A 17,080-nucleotide genomic window follows, 5' to 3' on the forward strand; every position below is an offset into this window, starting at 1 on the left:
AGCGACAATTTGTTCAAAGCGGGATACGGCGCGGGGTCAATTCATTGTGGCCAAGGTTTCTGCAACCACGCGATTGCTGACCCTGATGAGACCCATCCCCGGATAGTCGAGATCAATCGTCATCCATAGCGCCGCTGCGAGCACGGCTCCATAAACCGAATCGAGGGCAGAGAAACGGCGGCCGATGCGACCATTTCCGAATCCTATCATGCCCACCCCAATTGCGGCCGTCCCTAGAAGGACCACCATGATAGGAACAGGAAGATGTCTTCTCGCCATCGCGAGATGCTCCGAATGTAGATCTATGACTTCGTTGATCGGAGGGAGTACGACGCTCATCAAGGGCGCATCGCCCTGAGTCCCTTTGGTTGCCGCTTTCCACATCCGCTCATGTAGACCACCGACCTTGCCAAGCAATGCCTCAACCTGGTCGCGACCTTCGCGGCTCAGCAGCCTGACACGATCGGCCGTGTACTCCTTCAGAGCGGCCTTCAGTTCGGTGCGCTGCGGTTCGGTGATGACATCCGCCCTCAGGTAAGCTGTACCGAGCGCATTCGCCTCTTTCACGATGATATCGAGCCGGTCAATGAAGCGCGACGCTGCTCCCGAAAATGCAAACCCGATCAAAAACGCGACGAGAGCGGCCGTCGATGCCCTAACGAGGACAAGCTGTCTATCCAGTAGTTCATCGGCTGACCGGCTGGCGGAGCCCAGCCGAAAGCCAAGCTCATGAGACGCGACAAGCCCGACGATCAAGCCCAGCGTAACCAGCAGTTCAATCATCTGTTGCCCTTCCAAATGCGGGATGGCGCAAACACGTCGGCAACAGGCACAATGACGATTCATTGCGCCACGCTTGCCTTGCACATTGCGGACAACAAACTGGTGCCCGCCATCGGTCGTTGACGTAGATCAATCCTGCTGCGGCCTACATGCAGCGCAGCGGACCGCGTCCTCGCTTGGAGGCTTTCGGACGCCGGCCGCCCGAATTACGCCGCGCTGTCACGGCTGCGGCCGGCATCCGAAACCCTTCACAGAAGGAGACCTCTGGCTGATCCAACCGCGCTAGACTAGTCCTGAGGTTTCTTGAAGATAAAATCTAATGTTGAAGAAGGACCCTGCTGCCTCTTCCAATCTACAAGCCTCTCCTCCTGCTCGTGCAACTCATGATACAGCTGAGACATCCGGGAAAATATCGACCGGACAGTTTCATCGTTCGCCGTCCTTGAAATCTGAGCGCATCGCTGGGCCAGGTCGAGATTTTCACTCATAAACACCTACCGCTAGGCTCCTAACCGCGCGATTGCCTACGCCAGCTCGTCCAACCAGCGTTGAGCCAATTTCGGCTCACCCGGAGTGTTTGATAGGCGAGAGCCCATCAGTAGCAACCGCTCATGGAGCTGGATGAGTTCGAGGCCGCGCTTGTGGCGCAGGTGCTCGTTTTTGGAGCCTAGTTCAAGCAGCTCCTCCCGTGCGGGGTCGCGCAAACCAACTCGTTCGTACGAGCCGAAGAGACCCCACTCTCCCTTAGCGCACCCCTGTAGTGCCGACAGAAGTAACTCGCTGTACGAAGCTCCAAGGGTCGCGAGGTGTCGTTCATATGAGGGTCTCATCGGCTCGAATACATTTTCGGGTCAAACAATGCGGCTAGACCGGAGACCACCGCCACGGCTCCCAAGAATAGAACAGTGGTGGGATCAATGAACAGATACAAAACCGCCGCTATTCCAATCACGGTCAAGACTGGGCCAATAAACGCAGGGTGCGCCTTAAGCCACTGAATGACCCCGTTGCGGACCTGAGGGATGTAAGCCGCAGCAGCAAGCAGGGCGACAATCACAACAAGCCACTTCGGCATGGGCGAGCGTCCTATTTACCCCATAACCACTATAGCCGAGCACGCTTGCGCACACATGAAGGATAGAGTTCAAATTATAGCGACCACCGCCTGTCCGCTTCGGACCAAGCGGCGGCTCTAGGCGATCCGCCATTCGGGTCCGGGCTACTCCCAAATCCGGCGGGCGCAAATCATCCTGAAGGATGAGAATCCGGTTCTCTCCCCACATAATAGGGGCCGCTGAAACGGAGAAATCATGAACGTGCCGGAAGTTATTCGACGAGCCGTCGAGATCGGTAAACTGGACGGTAGGATTACCTTCGATGAGCTGAATAAGCTTTGTGATGGTGCAATGCTGGATCCCAAAGACATCGAACGCATTCTTAACGCTCTGACCGGAGCAGGCATTTGGATTGAAGGAGATTGAGGTCCGCTTCGGGGCCAGAAGCGGCCGTCGCATCCGGTAAAGCCACCAGCAACCATGAGGGTGTAGACGCGATGGTTCCGCCCGAACAAGATTGGATTGCTTCTCTATCTTTGGATAGTCTCGGCTGGTGTTTTGGAAGGCGGAAAGCATGGTGCTGGCAGACTACGTCTTTGGCTTCGCTATCGCGTTGGTCGTCGGCTTAAATCTTTATCTTGGCCCGCGCATCGAAAGCGCGCGCGTTGCTATGCAATGGAGCTCGAACGGCGAACCAACTTGGTACGCTCCAAAATGGCTCGCGATGTGGGGAATGATTGCCTTCATGGCGGCCGTCCGGCTGTTTATTTGGTTGGCTTCGACCTATGCGCCGCAGCATGTGCATGGTGCTGAATTGGGGATCGTCCTCTTCTCGCTGATCGCCGCTGGTTCTCACCTGTTCGTTCTGATGAAGGCGAGACCGACCCCCTGAAAGTTCGCTTTGATTTTGACCTGACGGCGAGATGTGAACTCGACCACGAACGCACATCCCGGCGCAATCGGTTTCGTAAGCACAACCATCCTACGCGCTTGCACCGAGCGTTTCGTTGCGGCTGAAGCGTCCCGCAAAGAAACGGCTAACCACGTTTCGATGGCCGCAGAGGCAGGGGCATGGGAAGCGCCATCAACCAATGATAGCATATATCTCCTCGGACCAACCAAGGGGGACTAACGTGCCTGGAATGACCAAGCCTCGTTCTTGGTTTCTGCCCGTCGTCGTGTGGATCGCTCTTGTCGGCGTTCTCGTCGGCTGGTTTTCGCTTCAAGCACGTGGTGGTGTGCCGTACTGGCTGGTGAGCCTGATCGTTTCCTGGCTACCGTTCCTGGCGCTGGTGGGCGTTTGGATCTGGTTTTCGCGCAGGAATGGGCGCGCAGCATCCGGAGCAAACTGGGTCGATCTCTTCGAGCAGCAGATCGTGGAAACCCAACGAACCAACGCGTTGTTGGAGAGGATCGCGGTGGCGCTCGAAAAGCCGTCTGCCAGCTAGCGCGATGATCGGTGCCTTATGGGGAGAGGCGTATGCGCTCGGTGATTTCCGCGCATTTTTGGCTGGTTGCCTTGGTACTTGCAGCAGCCGCTGTCGTCAGCCGGCCCGCGGCGGCGGACGACCGACAGGATTGCTTGCACGGATCGAAGGACGTCGCTGAAGCAACCATCGCCGCCTGTACCCGCGCGATCGAAAGCGGCAACCACGACGACCAGGGCCTGTCCAGCTTGTATCATGCGCGTGGCTATACCTGGTTTTGGACAAGCCTCGCCGATCGCGACGACCGCGCCCTCAACGACTATAACGAGGCGATCCGGCTTGAACCGAACGCCGTCAGCTCACTGCTCAACCGGTCGCGTCTCTACAACCAGCGGCGCGATTACGACCGGGCGATAGCGGATGTGAACCGGGCGTTCGAAGGCGGCCTGTCGGACTATGGAAAGCGGGTCGGATATGGCGAGCGCGGCCAAGCCTATCAGGCCAAGGGCGACAACGATCGTGCCATCGTCGACTATACCAACAGCCTTCGGCTCGATGCGGACAACTATGCCACCCTCACCTTGCGAGGCAACGCCTACTTCGCCAAGGGCGAACTCGATCGCGCCATCGCCGACTACGACCATGTGATCGCGCTGTATCCGAAATATGCGGCCGGCTACTACAATCGCTGTGTCGGATACAGCAGAAAGGGAGACCTTGATCGCGTCGTCGCCGATTGTAGCCAAGCGATCGCGCTCTATCCGCAATACAGGGATGCCTACTATTACAGAGGGCACGCTTATCAAGCCCAGGGCGATCTCGATCGTGCCATCGCCGACTACGATCAGATGATCGCGCTCAATCCGGACGACAGCGACGCTCATTGCGGTCGTGCCAGCGCGTATCTGTCCAGAGGCGATGTCCGCCGCGCCATCGCGGACTTTGGCCTGGGGCCTGTGCTGTTATGGCTCGCCACCCTTGCCCTGCTGGCCGTGATTGGTTGGCTTTGCAGCCGAACCGGCGTGTACGCGCGCAGACTGCCGTGCGGGCAGACAATGATCGAGGTTTGCGAACAACAGGTCGTCGACATGCAACAGAGAAATGCAGCGCTGGAGAGGATCGCACTGGCTCTGGAGAAGCATGCGGCGGGTTAGATCGGGCGCTTCGGACGGTCGGCTGCACTGTTCGGAGCAGTTCCCAGATGACCGCGATCATCGCACCAAAGCAGCGGGGATGCGTCAGGTGATCTGGCGCGAATTACGGGTTTGCCGCCGCAGCGGCGGCCGCCACATATTTCGTGTAGAATTCGGCGACCCGGCCACGCCACATGCCGACGAACGCCTCCGACGTCACGTTGTCCACCGATTTCCAGCTGCGCTTGAACGCCGGAAGGGCATTGCCCCAGATCGCGCGTCTGCACCACCTTTCGCCCTTCTCCTTGCCTTCGCCGGTGGCGCACATGGATTTCCAGGCGAGGCGAGCGGGCCGGCTGATGTGCTCGGCAGCGCCTTCCCAGCCCTGCTGATGGATCAGGTAAAGGTCGCTCATGTCAGGCTTGCGGTGCGTGATCCACTCGAACTGGACGCCTTCGGTGATGATCTTGTAGGCGGCCGCTACGGCGTTGTCCCTGGGATTGAGAATCTGCCCGGAGCCGAACTTGCCGAACTCGTATTTGCTCAGCTGAAACAGGCCGATATAGGAGCCGGTCCGTTGAGTGGGGCTGAAACCGGATTCGATCTTGGCCACCGCCATCATGAAATTGACATCGAGACCAAACGCATCTGAGACGCGCTTGATCTCCTCCTGCGGCGTTCCGAGCGGGATGTCCTTGAACGCACGCAAGACCGTCTCCGCCGGTTTCTCGGCCGGCGGCAGTTCGGACCAGACGTAATAGACCAGATAACGGAAATCCGGCGTCGACGCCGCTTTCGGGGCATCGTCGGACGCATCGCGTGCTGCCGGCAGCGGCTGGACGATATCCTGTCCCAACGAGGCCAATTTCGGCCCGACGGGTTCATCGGAGATTTCGGTTCCGGCGCTCAACGGCGCGGACCCTGCTGACGTCACCGGGGCCGGCTCTGCTCTGTCTGCCCGAAGCGCTGCCGCAAGCCTGGCGGATGCCTCTGCGTACAATGCGGGCGTCACCACCTCCGCTGGAGCCGCGATGTTCGCTGCCGCTGCGGGCATGATTTCGGGCACGCTCGCGACCGGTCTGTTGCCGGCGGCCAGATAAAATCCCGCGCATGCGATGGCAATTACGATGCAGCCGGTCTGCCAAACCTTCATTGCCCGAAGTCCACGGATGGCTTCTGTATGAAGGCTGTTCGCATGTTTCCCTGCGGCCTGTGGTTAAGTCCCCTTGGTAGAATCTTATGGTTTAAATGTGGTGAAAGGGGCAGACGGTCCGCCTTGCCCATCATCGCCACCTCAGCTGGCCGCCTGATCTGCCGCTGCGGGAGCCGGATTCGAAAGGGGCCACCTCGCGGTAGCCCCTTGCCGGTTGAAATGATTGATCGGGATGAAATGCCAGCCCCGGCCCACGTATTTCTACCTAGTTACGCGAGACTGTGGAGTCCGGGAAAATGCGGTGTTCCGGTAGTGGAACAGGGACGATCCTGAGTGTTCCGCAACGGTGCGTCCGAAGTTGAATTTTGGAATGCCCTCATCTACTGAGAGGTAACGCGATAGGAAACGGGTTGCCGCGTGGTGGACAGGCTTAAGCGAGCACTGGAAGAACTGGAGCAGCCAATCTGCCCAAACTGCCACGTCGAAATGCGGTGGACGCGCTCGACCTTGATTGGCTCAACCACCATCGCACATCTGTTTCACTGCCCGAATTGCTACCGGACCAGCGAAACCAAATCCAACATCAAGGCGACGAGCGTGCCGCCGGACAAGCTCTCCTCGCCGTTTCGGAAGCAGGCGGCTTAAGGAGCCGCGCTCCTTGGAACGCTCCATCATCGAAATGATTGAGCAGGCAGGGCGAACTCCCTGGAGGAAGTAGGCGATGCGTTCGATTTTAGCCTTGAGCGTTTTGATCAGCCTGTGCGGGGTCGCGAACGCAGCGACCGTTCATCATGGGCACCACCGGCACGCGGCGCTTCGCCCCCATCATCACATGTACCCATCAGGCCGGGCATCGGGTTTTGCCTATGCGCCGCGTCGATACTATGGGCCCGCACCGTACTACCAAGGCTACAGGGAACCATATTACGGTGCATCGCAGGGCTACGCGCCTGGCGAAAAGGAGCAGTTTCTCGAGAGTGTGCTCAACCCTTACTAAGTGAGAACGCGCCGCTTTCAAGAGCAGCACGACGCCTGAGGATCGCATGAGATCCCTGAGCACACTCGGTTGCGATGCATCGCGAGGAGCGAACCGACCTCTCGCTTCGGGAGAGGTGACGGAAAGAGACTATGTCGCGACCGCCCCGTTGCCCGCCGTCTCCAGCCGGAACGCTGCCGCGAACAGCGCACGCGTGTAATCCGTCTTCGGATTCTTGAACAGCTCGGCCGCCTGGCCTTCCTCGACCACCTTGCCGCCGCGCATGACGATGAGGTGGCTCGCGAGCGAGGCGACGACGCGCAAATCGTGCGAGATGAACATGTAGGTGAGATCGCGCTTGCGCTGGAGCTCGCGCAGGAGATCGACCATCTGCGCCTGGAGCAGCATGTCGAGCGCGCTGGTCGGCTCGTCCAGCACGACGAAATCAGGCTCCAGCACCACCGCGCGCGCGATCGAGATGCGCTGGCGCTGGCCACCGGAGAATTCGTGCGGATAGCGGTCGCGCGTATCCGGCTTCAGCCCGACATCCTCGAGCGCCTTGATCACGCGAACTTCGCGCTCCTCGCGCGACAGCTTTGGCTGATGCACCGAGAGGCCTTCGGCAATGATATCGGCGACCGACATGCGCGGTGAGAGCGAGCCGAACGGATCCTGGAACACGATCTGCATGTCGCGCCGAAACGGACGCATCTCCTTGAAGCGCAGGCCCTGGATGTCCTTTCCGAGGAAGACGATACGGCCGTTCGAGGAGATCAATCGCAGCAGCGCCAGGCCCAGCGTGGTCTTGCCCGAACCCGACTCGCCGACGACCCCGAGCGTCTCGCCCTTGCGCACGGCGACGCTGACGCCGTCGACCGCCTTGATGTGGCCGACGGTCTTGCGCATCAGGCCGCGCTTGATCGGAAACCACACTTTCAGGTCGTCGGCCGCCATCACCACCGGCGCGTTTGGCTGCGGCGGTGCCGGATCCGGCTTCGGCTCGGCGGCGAGCAGATCGCGCGTATAGGGATGCTTCGGGGTCTTGAAGACCTGCTCGACCGGTCCCTGCTCGACGATCACGCCGCCTTTCATGACGCAGACGGTGTCGGCGATGCGGCGCACGATGCCGAGATCATGGGTGATGAAGAGCAGGCTCATGCCGAGCCGCGACCTGATCTCGGCGAGCAGCGCCAGGATCTGCGCCTGCACGGTGACGTCGAGCGCCGTGGTCGGCTCGTCTGCGATCAGGAGATCCGGCTCGTTGGCGAGCGCCATCGCGATCATCACGCGCTGGCGCTGGCCGCCGGAGAGCTGGTGCGGATAGCTCTTGAGCCGCGTCTCCGGCTCGGGAATACCGACCTGCGTCAGCAGCTCCAGCGTCCGCTTGCGCGCCTCCGCGTTGCTGGTCGGATTGTGCAGCTGGATGATCTCGCCGATCTGCGCCTCGATCGTGTGCAGCGGATTGAGCGAGGTCATCGGCTCCTGGAAGATGATGGAGATGTCGCTGCCGCGGATCTGGCGCATCTCTCGCTCCGTCTGGTCGATCAGCTCCTGTCCCTTGAAACGGATGCTGCCCGAGGGATGCGAGGCACTGGGATAGGGCAGCAGCTTCAGGATCGACAACGCGCTGACCGACTTGCCGGAGCCGGATTCGCCGACCAGCGCGACGCATTCGCCGCGCTTGATCTGGAACGAGACCTTGTCGACCGCGAGCGTCGTGTTGCCGCCCTGGTGAAAGGCTACCGAAAGGTCGCGCACGGCAAGCAGAGGCTGGTTGATCGCGTCCATCACGCCCTCACTTGAACGTCTTGCGCGGATCGAAGGCGTCGCGCACGGCTTCGCCGACGAAGATTAGCAGCGACAGCATGATCGCAACCGAGAAGAAGCCGGTGAAGCCGAGCCACGGCGCCTGCACATTGGATTTGCCTTGCGACAGCAGTTCGCCGAGCGAGGGCGAGCCGGGCGGCAGGCCAAAGCCGAGGAAGTCCAGTGCCGTCAGCGTCATCACCGAAGAGGAGACGATGAACGGCAAGAACGTCATGGTCGCGACCATCGCGTTGGGCAGCAAATGCCGGAACATGATCACCCCGTTCGACACGCCGAGCGCACGCGCCGCCTGGATGTATTCAAAATTTCGTCCGCGCAGGAACTCGGCGCGCACCAGACCGACCAGCGACACCCATGAGAACAACAGCAAGATGCCGAGCAGCACGAAGAAGCCAGGCACCAGCACCGACGACAGGATCAGCAGCAGATAGAGCGAGGGGATCGCGGTCCAGACCTCGATGAAGCGCTGGAAGGTGAGGTCGATCCAGCCGCCGAAATAGCCCTGGATACCGCCGGCGGCGACGCCGACGATCGAGGAGACGATGGTGAGGCAGAGGCCGAACAGCACCGAGATGCGGAATCCGTAGATCAGCCGCGCCACGACGTCGCGGCCCTGATCGTCGGTGCCTAGCCAATTATATTCGAGGTCGCGGCAACTCTTCAGGCCCTTCTTCTCGACCACCGGCTTGCACTGCGCTTCCGTCAGCATCCAGGTCGGCGGCGACGGCGCCGGCGTCGGCAGATCGAGGTTGTGGGTGTCGTAGGAATAGCGGATCAGCGGCCAGACGATGCTACCGCCCTTGTCCTTGATCAACTTCTGCAAGTACGGATCGCGATAATCCGCCGCGGTTTCGAAGTCGCCGCCAAACGTCGTCTCGGAATAGGTGACGAAGGCCGGCCAATAGAGATGGCCGTCATATTTGATCATGAACGGCCGGTCGTTGGCGATCAGCTCGGCGAACAGCGACACCACGAACAGGACCATGAAGATCCAGAACGACCAGTAGCCGCGCCGGTTCGCCTTGAAGTTCTCCCAACGCCGCTTGTTCAGCGGCGATGGTGCGAACGGCTTGCGCGTGGCAGGGACGGCCTCACCGAGCGGCGACGTCGTGGTGGTTTCGATCGGGTTCGGGGCGGTCAGCGTCATCAGACCTCCCGTGCTTCGAAATCGATCCTGGGATCGATCCACATATAGGTCAGATCGGAGATCAGGTTGACCACGAGACCGACCAGCGAAAAGATGTAGAGCGTGCCGAACACGACGGGATAGTCACGGTTGAGCACGCTCTCGAAACTGAGCAGGCCAAGCCCGTCCAGCGAGAAGATCGTCTCGATCAGCAGCGAGCCGGAGAAGAAGGCGTGGATGAAGGCGCCCGGGAAGCCTGCGATCACGATCAGCATCGCGTTGCGGAAGATGTGGCCGTAGAGCACCTGGTTCTCGCTGCAGCCCTTGGCGCGCGCGGTCATGACATATTGCTTGCGGATCTCATCCAGGAACGAGTTCTTGGTCAGCAGCGTCATGGTGGCGAAGGCGCTCAGCCCCATGGAGATCAGCGGCAAGGTGAGGTGCCAGAAATAGTCGATGATCTTCCAGTACCAGGGGAATTGCGACCAACCGTCCGAAGTCAGACCGCGGAGCGGGAACAGGTTGAAGAAGGAGCCGCCGGCGAACAGGATGATCAGCAGGATCGCGAACAGGAAGCCCGGGATCGCAAAGCCGACGATGATCACCGCCGAGGTCCAGGTGTCGAAGCGCGTGCCGTCCTTGACCGCCTTGCGGATGCCCAAGGGAATCGAGATCAGATAGGTGATCAACGTCAGCCAGATGCCGAGCGAGATCGAGACCGGCAGCTTCTCCTTGATCAGCTGGATCACGCTGACATCGCGGAAATAGCTCTTGCCGAAATCGAAGCGGGCGAAGTTCCACACCATCAGCGCGAAGCGCTCCGGCGCCGGCTTGTCGAAGCCGAACTGCACTTCCAGCTTCTTGATGAAATCAGGGTCGAGGCCCTGCGCGCCGCGATACTTCGAATTGATCGCATCGCCGCCCGCCCCGAGCTGCCCCGGCGCGCGCTGGGCAAAATCGCCGCCGCCCGAGATGCGGGAGTTGCCGCCGGTGTCGGCGCCCGACAACTGCGCGATGACGCGCTCGACCGGGCCGCCCGGCGCGAACTGCACGACGACGAAAGACACGAAGAGGATTCCGAGCAGCGTCGGAATCATCAGGAGGATGCGGCGGGCGATATAGGCGCTCATGATTATTTCGCCTGCTCGAGCTTGGCGGCCTTGGAGGCGTCGTACCACCACAAGGTTCGCTCCCCGACGCCGCTCGTGTAGTCGGAGAGGTTATAGCGCGGCAGGTTCGCGGGATGAGCGAACTCATCCCAATATGCCAGCCGGTGGCTGGTATTGTACCATTGCGGCACCCAGTAGCGGCCCGCGCGGAAGACTCGGTCGATCGCACGGCAGGCGATTGTCAAATCATTGCGCGTCTCGGCCGCCATCGCCTTCTCGACCAGCGCATCGAGCGCGGGACTGGATGCGCCGGCCAGGTTGTAGGATCCCTTCGTCGCGGCAGCTTGCGAAGTGAAGTAGGTACGCAGGCTGTCGCCGGGAGTAGCCGACATGCTCAGGCGGTTGATGGCGACGTCGAAATCGAAGGATTCGACGCGGGCACGATACTGAACGGCATCGATGAGACGCAGATTCGCGTCGATCCCAAGCATGTTCAGATTCTTGAGGAACGAGGCGTGGTGCGGTTGGAACGATGCCTCGTCGGTCAGGAACTCGATGCTGAAGACCTCGCCGCTCGGCAGCAGCCGCTTGCCGTCCTTGATCGGAAGCTGCGCCTCCTGGAGCAATTGCTGTGCCTTGCGAAGCAGCGCACGGTCCTGCCCCGAGCCGTCGGACACCGGCGGGACGGACGGCTCGCCGAAGACTTCATCGGGCACCTGGCCGCGGAAGGGCTCGAGCAGCTTCAATTCCTCGGGCGACGGCATCCCCTCGGCGACGAGATCAGAATTCTGGAACGGCGAGCGCGTGCGGGCGTAAGCGCCGTACATGATGGTCTTGTTGGTCCATTCGAAGTCGAACGCATAGTTCAGCGCTTCGCGCACCTTGAGACTCTTGAATTTGTCCCGCCGCGTGTTGAGGAACCAGCCCTGGCCGCCTGAAGGTGTCTGATCCGGCACCTCCTCGCGCTTGACCCGGCCGTCCTTGATGGCCGGGAAGTCGTAACGCGTCGCCCAGATGCGCGAGGTGAATTCCTCGCGATAGAGATAGTTCTTGCCGGTGAAGCCTTCGAAGGCGACGTCGCGGTCGCGGTAGAACTCGTAGCGGATCACGTCGAAATTGTTGCTGCCGCGGCAGACCGGCAGGTCAGCGCCCCACCAGTCCTTGACGCGCTCGAACTCGATGAAGCGGTTGATCTCGAACTTGCCGACCTTGTAGGGGCCCGAACCCAGCGGCGTGTCCGTGGTGGTCTCGTCGAAAGCGCGGCTCGCGTAATAGGCCTTGGAGAAAATCGGAAGGGCCGCCACGTAGAGCGGCACGTCCCGCGCGCGCTTCTCGGCGAAATGCACCACCACGGTGGCATCGTCGAGCGCCTCGGCGCCCTTGACGTCGCGCATCTGGATCTGGATCAGCGGATGCCCCTTGTCCTTCAGCACGTTGATCGAGAACGCGACGTCCTGCGCGGTCAGCTTGGTGCCGTCGTGAAACTTCGCCTCGGGCCGCATCGTGAATCGATAGGCGAGCTTGTCGGGAGAGATCTGCACCGACTTCGCGGCAGAGCCGTACATGGCGTCGGGCTCGTCGCCGGCATGCGCCATCAGCGTGGCGAAGGTCAGGTCCATGCCTTGCGCGCCCTCGCCCTTCAGGACGAAGGCGTTGAGCGAGTTGAAGGTGAAATAGGACTGATTGTAGCCGCGCACCGACGGGATCAGCGAAAACGTCCCGCCCTTCGGCGCGACGGGATTGACGTAGTCGAAATGGTGGAAGTCGGCGCCATATTTGAGATCGCCGAAGGCCGAGATGCCGTGGGCCTCGCTGGGCCCCTCGGACGCCGCTGCGCTTCGCAGTGCGGCAGCGCTGATTGCACCGCCGACACCGAGGACCAGCACATGCCGGCGTGAAAGCTGCGCCATGCACAATTGCTTCCTCAAGAGCGTTTTCCGATCCGCGCCGCCTTGTCAGCGTCGTACCACCACAGCGTCGGCAGGCCGGACCTTCCGTATTTCGGTAGCGGCTCGGCATGGCTGAAGCGGTCCCAGCGGGCGTAGCGCGTGAAGCCGTAGGTGAATTGCGGCACGAGATAGAAATTCCACAGCAGCACGCGATCGAGCGCGTGGGTTGCGGCGACCAGCTCACCGCGATCCTTGGCGTAGATCACCTTCTCGATCAACGCATCGACCGCGGGATTCTTGATGCCGATGGTGTTGCGCGCACCCGGCATGTCGGCGGCCTGCGAGCCCCAGAACTCGCGCTGCTCGTTGCCGGGCGAGAGCGACTCGCCCCATTGATCGATGATGATGTCGAAATCGAAGCTGCGCAGCCGGTTCTGGTATTGCGCATCGTCGACGACGCGGATCGAGGTGCTGACGCCGATGCGCTCCAGCGAGGGCTTGTAGAACAGCGCGATACGCTCCGACGACGGATCCTGCACCAGGATCTCGACCGAAAGCGGCTTGCCGGCGCTGTCGACCAGCTTGTGGTCCTTCACCTCGAAGCCGGCTTCCTTGAGCAGCTTCGCTGCCTCGCGCAGATTGGCGCGCACCGCTTCCGGGTTGCCGCCGACCGGATTCTGGTAGGCCGTGGTGAAGACCTCCGGCGGCACCTTGTCCTTCACGGCCTGAAGAATCTCGAGCTCCTGTCCCTGCGGCAGGCCGGAGGACGCAAGCTCGGTTCCCTCGAAATAGCTGTTGATGCGCTTGTACTGACCGTAGAAGAGCTGCTTGTTCATCTCCTCGAAGTCGAAGGCGTAGTTGAAAGCACGACGCAACCGCGCGTCCTTGAACTGGTCGCGGCGGATGTTGAAGGCGAAGGCCTGCATGCGACCGGAATCGTTGATCGGAAATTCTTCCTTGAGCACGCGCTTCTCGGCCACCGCCGGGAAATCGTAGGCCGTGGCCCACTGCTTCGCCGAGTTTTCCGCGATCCAGTCGGCCTGATCGGCTTTGAAGGCTTCCAGCGCAACGAGGTTGTCGCGAAAGAACTCGAAGCGCAGCTCGTCGAAATTGTTCTGGCCGATCTGGCTGGGAACGTTGGCGCCCCAATAGTCCTTGACGCGCTCGAGCTTGACCGAGCGGCCGGCGACGAATTCCTTGATCTTGTATGGACCGGAACCCAGCGGCGGCTCCAGCGTGGTCGCGCCGATGTCGCGCTTGCGACCCTGGGCGTCACTGCCTTCCCACCAATGCTTCGGCAGCACCGTCAGCTCGCCGACGATGGTGGGCAGCTCGCGATTGCCGGGCGCATCGAAGGTGAACTTGACGTCGCGCTCGCCGCTCTTCTCCACCTTCGTCACATGGCGGTAGTAAGAGGCATACATCGGGCTGAGCTTCTTCAGCGATTCCAGCGAGAAGATCACGTCCTCCGGCGTCACCGGCTTGCCATCGTGCCAGCGCGCCTCCTTCCGCAAGCGATACGTAACCCAGGAAAAATCGTCCGGGTGCTGCGCGGATTCGGCAAGCTCGCCATATTCGGTGGCGACCTCGTCCTGGGCACGCGCCATCAGCGTTTCGTAGATCAGCGCCGCGGCCGGCGCGAGCGAGCCCTTGATGCCGGCAACTGCGATGTTGAAATTATCGAACGTGCCGAGCGAGATCAGGCGTGCGACGCCGCCCTTAGGCGCATCCGGATTGACGTAGTCGAAGCGCTTGAAGTCGGCGGGATATTTGATGTCGCCGAACAGCGACAGCGCATGGCGCCAGGGAAGAGCATTTGAAGCCAGCTCACCGGTCGATTGTGCCTCGGCCGCGCCGACGACGGGAACGCCCGCGACGGAGCCGATGGCGGGAAGCGCGGCAACAGCCGCACCGGTGAGCAGGAGATCGCGTCGCGTGATGGCCAAATCAACATCCCTGTCTTGAAGGAGGCTACTCCTTTAAGTTCCCAATATAGGCGAGGTTTCGACGGAATATGTTGCTTTTTCCTCATCTTGGAAGGCCGCACGGCCTCTCAGATGCGGCCAAACGCCCCGATAACAACGCCGCGAGGTCAAGATACGGAAACGGCCAGGCTTTGGGCCTGGCCGTACATTCCAAAATGATTGCCGATAAGCCTTATTTCGCCGCGGTCGGCAGCGGCTTCGGGCTGTCGGAGAGGCTGTTCAGATAGGCGATGACGTCGGCGCGCTCCGAGTCCTTCGGGATACCGGCGAAGCCCATCGCGGTGCCGGGAATGAAGCCCTTCGGATTGGCAATGAACTTGTTAAGATCATCGACAGTCCAGGTGCCGCCCTTGGCCTTCATCGCGGCCGAGAAGTTGAAGCCGTTGCGGCCCTCGCCGCGATGGTCGTCAACGATGCCATAGAGGTTCGGACCAACCCGGTTCGGGCCGCCCTTCTCGAAGGTGTGGCAGGCGCCGCACTTCTTGGCGGCAGCAGCGCCCTTCTCGACGGAGGCGGTCTGGAGCAGCTTTTCAATCGGCTCTGACGGGGCTGCGGCCGCGGGGGCGCCACCCTTGTCGCCGGCTTCTTCCTTCACGGCGATCTCGAAGCCCGGCTTTTCCGGCATCTTGGGCGAAAACAGCGCCTGTGCGGTGAAGCTCGTCACCAGCAGAATGAGACAGGTGCCGAGAACCGCACCGAGAATCTTGTTGAGTTCGAAAGAGTCCATTTCCGGCCAGGCCCCACACCGCAAGAAGGAATTAGCGGCCGGGCGGCCGCCAGGACGAGCCTCGGGAGAATCAAACGTTCCTGATTGTTTCCCCGAGTTTTGCCATTCAGATATCGGTTTGCCCGTGCTCTGGCAACCCGTATAAGCGACCCGGCTTCCCGCCCGTCCCCATCCGATTTCTCGGTGCGGAAAACGTCCCGTTTCCAGGCCCTTAAACGATGATCGATCCCCGCATCCTGGTGCTGATCCCAGCCCGCATGGCCGCCACCCGCCTGCCCGGCAAGCCGCTCGCCGATATCGCAGGCCTGCCGATGATCGTGCACGTGATGCGGCGAGCCGTGGCTGCAGGTATCGGCCGGGTTGCGGTGGCAACCGATACGGACGAAATCGCTGATGTCGTGTCCGCCCATGGTGGCGAGGCGGTGATGACCAGCCCCACGCACCCCTCCGGCTCCGATCGCATCCACGAGGCCATGCAGAAGCTCGATCCTGACGGCAAAGCCGAGATCGTGGTCAATCTGCAAGGGGATTTCCCGACCATTACGGTCGAAAACATCCGCGAAGTGCTGCCGCCGCTGGAGGATCCGGCGGTGGACATCGCCACGCTGGCCTCGCAGATCCACACCGAGGAAGAGGACCTCGCCCCGAGCGTCGTCAAGGCGATCGGAACCTCGCTCGGCGGCAGGCGCATGCGCGCACTTTATTTCACCCGCGCGACCGCGCCGACCGGCGACGGACCGCGCTATCATCATATCGGCCTCTACGCCTATCGCCGCGCGGCGCTGGAGCGCTACGTTTCGCTGCCGCCCTCGCCGCTGGAATTGCAGGAGAAGCTCGAGCAACTCCGGGCCCTGGAAGCCGGGATGCGCATAGACTTCACCATCGTCGACACCGTCCCCCGCGGGGTCGACACGCCGGCGGATCTCGAAACCGCTCGCGGCATCCTTTCCAAATCCTGAGCCGCTGCTACAAGGCCCGTCATGAGCAAGATGAAGATCGCATTCCAGGGCGAACCTGGCGCCAATTCCCATATCGCCATCGTCGAGGCCTATCCCGACGCCGAGCCGATGCCCTGCGCCACCTTTGAGGACGCCCTGTCGGCGATCTCATCGGGCGAGGCCGACCTCGGCATGATCCCAATCGAGAATTCGGTCGCCGGCCGCGTCGCCGACATCCATCATCTGCTGCCGGCCTCCGGCCTCTTCATCATCGGCGAATGGTTCTTGCCGGTCCGCCACCAGCTGATGGCGATCAAAGGCACCAAGCTGTCCGACATCAAATCCGTCGAGAGCCATGTGCATGCGCTCGGCCAGTGCCGCCGCATCATCCGCAAGCTTGGCATCAAGGGAATCGTGCACGCCGATACCGCCGGCAGCGCCCGCGACATCTCCGAGCGGAAGGACAAGACTGTCGCCGCGATCGCCTCGCGCCTCGCCGCACAGATCTACGGCCTCGACATTCTTGCCGAAGACATCGAGGACGAGGCTCACAACACCACGCGCTTCGTGGTGCTCGCACGCGAGCCGAAATGGGCCACGCCAGGGTCGGGCCCGCTGGTCACCACTTTTGTATTCCGGGTGCGCAACCTGCCCGCCGCCCTCTACAAGGCGCTCGGCGGCTTTGCCACCAACGGCGTCAACATGACCAAGCTCGAGAGCTACATGGTCGACGGCAATTTCTTCGCAACGCAGTTTTACGCGGACGTGGACGGACACCCCGAGGACAAGGATCTGGCGTTTGCGATCGAAGAGCTGAAGTTCTTCTCGCGCGAATTCCGTATTGTCGGCGTGTATCCGGGCCATCCCTTCCGCGCGACCTTCAGCGAGACGCAGGATTAGGGTCTGTACCTAATTAGCGATCTCTGATTCCGTCGCACGGAGTTGATTCGGG

The 17,080-nt window shown here is 61.4% G+C and carries 15 protein-coding genes; 6 read left to right on the forward strand and 9 right to left on the reverse strand.

Annotated features, from left to right (window positions below):
• Positions 1-36: 36 nt before the first annotated feature.
• Positions 37-783 (reverse strand): hypothetical protein, encoded by a 747-nt coding sequence (locus Q0687_RS21950; protein ID WP_298881233.1) that lies wholly within the window; start codon positions 781-783, stop codon positions 37-39.
• 826 nt (positions 784-1,609) lie between these two features.
• The gene (locus tag Q0687_RS21955; RefSeq protein ID WP_298881235.1) at positions 1,610-1,858 is read right to left on the reverse strand and encodes a hypothetical protein; all 249 of its coding nucleotides are present in this window, start codon (positions 1,856-1,858) and stop codon (positions 1,610-1,612) included.
• Between the two features lie 235 nt (positions 1,859-2,093).
• On the opposite strand from Q0687_RS21955, the gene Q0687_RS21960 reads away from it, so the two are divergent.
• The 4 genes from Q0687_RS21960 to Q0687_RS21975 all read left to right on the forward strand — a co-directional run bounded on the left by Q0687_RS21960 (position 2,094) and on the right by Q0687_RS21975 (position 4,419).
• Positions 2,094-2,264 carry an RNA polymerase sigma factor region1.1 domain-containing protein gene (locus Q0687_RS21960; protein ID WP_298881238.1) on the forward strand — a complete coding sequence of 57 codons (171 nt, stop codon included), beginning with the start codon at positions 2,094-2,096 and terminating at the stop codon, positions 2,262-2,264.
• Between the two features lie 148 nt (positions 2,265-2,412).
• Entirely contained in the window at positions 2,413-2,730 is a 318-nt protein-coding gene (locus Q0687_RS21965) for a hypothetical protein (RefSeq protein WP_298881241.1), read from the forward strand.
• 250 nt (positions 2,731-2,980) lie between these two features.
• Complete coding sequence (locus Q0687_RS21970; RefSeq protein ID WP_298881243.1) at positions 2,981-3,286, forward strand: hypothetical protein; 306 nt, start codon at positions 2,981-2,983, stop codon at positions 3,284-3,286.
• A 32-nt stretch (positions 3,287-3,318) separates the two neighbouring features.
• On the forward strand, positions 3,319-4,419 hold the full coding sequence (locus Q0687_RS21975; RefSeq protein ID WP_298881245.1) for a tetratricopeptide repeat protein: 1,101 nt from the start codon (positions 3,319-3,321) through the stop codon (positions 4,417-4,419).
• 103 nt (positions 4,420-4,522) lie between these two features.
• Here Q0687_RS21975 and Q0687_RS21980 read toward each other — a convergent pair whose 3' ends face one another.
• The 7 genes from Q0687_RS21980 to Q0687_RS22010 form a co-directional block, all read right to left on the reverse strand.
• The gene (locus tag Q0687_RS21980) at positions 4,523-5,308 is read right to left on the reverse strand and encodes a transglycosylase (RefSeq protein WP_298881247.1); all 786 of its coding nucleotides are present in this window, start codon (positions 5,306-5,308) and stop codon (positions 4,523-4,525) included.
• 1,369 nt (positions 5,309-6,677) lie between these two features.
• Positions 6,678-8,315, reverse strand: coding sequence for an ABC transporter ATP-binding protein (locus Q0687_RS21985; RefSeq protein WP_298881248.1), 1,638 nt, complete (start codon positions 8,313-8,315; stop codon positions 6,678-6,680).
• A gap of 7 nt (positions 8,316-8,322) precedes the next feature.
• Positions 8,323-9,501, reverse strand: coding sequence for an ABC transporter permease (locus Q0687_RS21990; protein ID WP_298881253.1), 1,179 nt, complete (start codon positions 9,499-9,501; stop codon positions 8,323-8,325).
• A complete protein-coding gene (locus Q0687_RS21995; RefSeq protein WP_298881257.1) occupies positions 9,501-10,610 on the reverse strand; it encodes a microcin C ABC transporter permease YejB in 1,110 nt (369 codons plus the stop codon). Before Q0687_RS21995 ends, Q0687_RS21990 begins: the two co-directional genes overlap by 1 nt.
• Positions 10,611-10,612: 2 nt before the next feature.
• Positions 10,613-12,499: an extracellular solute-binding protein gene (locus Q0687_RS22000; protein WP_298881260.1), complete on the reverse strand. Its 1,887-nt coding sequence runs from the start codon at positions 12,497-12,499 to the stop codon at positions 10,613-10,615.
• Between the two features lie 14 nt (positions 12,500-12,513).
• Positions 12,514-14,424, reverse strand: a complete 1,911-nt coding sequence (locus tag Q0687_RS22005; protein WP_298881262.1) for an extracellular solute-binding protein — start codon at positions 14,422-14,424, stop codon at positions 12,514-12,516.
• Between the two features lie 211 nt (positions 14,425-14,635).
• Positions 14,636-15,190 carry a c-type cytochrome gene (locus Q0687_RS22010; protein ID WP_298881264.1) on the reverse strand — a complete coding sequence of 185 codons (555 nt, stop codon included), beginning with the start codon at positions 15,188-15,190 and terminating at the stop codon, positions 14,636-14,638.
• Between the two features lie 218 nt (positions 15,191-15,408).
• On the opposite strand from Q0687_RS22010, the gene Q0687_RS22015 reads away from it, so the two are divergent.
• Together Q0687_RS22015 and Q0687_RS22020 are read left to right on the forward strand one after the other, a co-directional pair.
• Complete coding sequence (locus Q0687_RS22015) at positions 15,409-16,149, forward strand: 3-deoxy-manno-octulosonate cytidylyltransferase (RefSeq protein ID WP_298881266.1); 741 nt, start codon at positions 15,409-15,411, stop codon at positions 16,147-16,149.
• Positions 16,150-16,170: 21 nt separating this feature from the next.
• Positions 16,171-17,028: a prephenate dehydratase gene (locus tag Q0687_RS22020; protein WP_298881268.1), complete on the forward strand. Its 858-nt coding sequence runs from the start codon at positions 16,171-16,173 to the stop codon at positions 17,026-17,028.
• The last annotated feature ends 52 nt before the right edge of the window (positions 17,029-17,080 follow it).

It is taken from the genome of uncultured Bradyrhizobium sp. (assembly GCF_936928535.1).
In the GTDB taxonomy this organism is placed as follows: domain Bacteria; phylum Pseudomonadota; class Alphaproteobacteria; order Rhizobiales; family Xanthobacteraceae; genus Bradyrhizobium.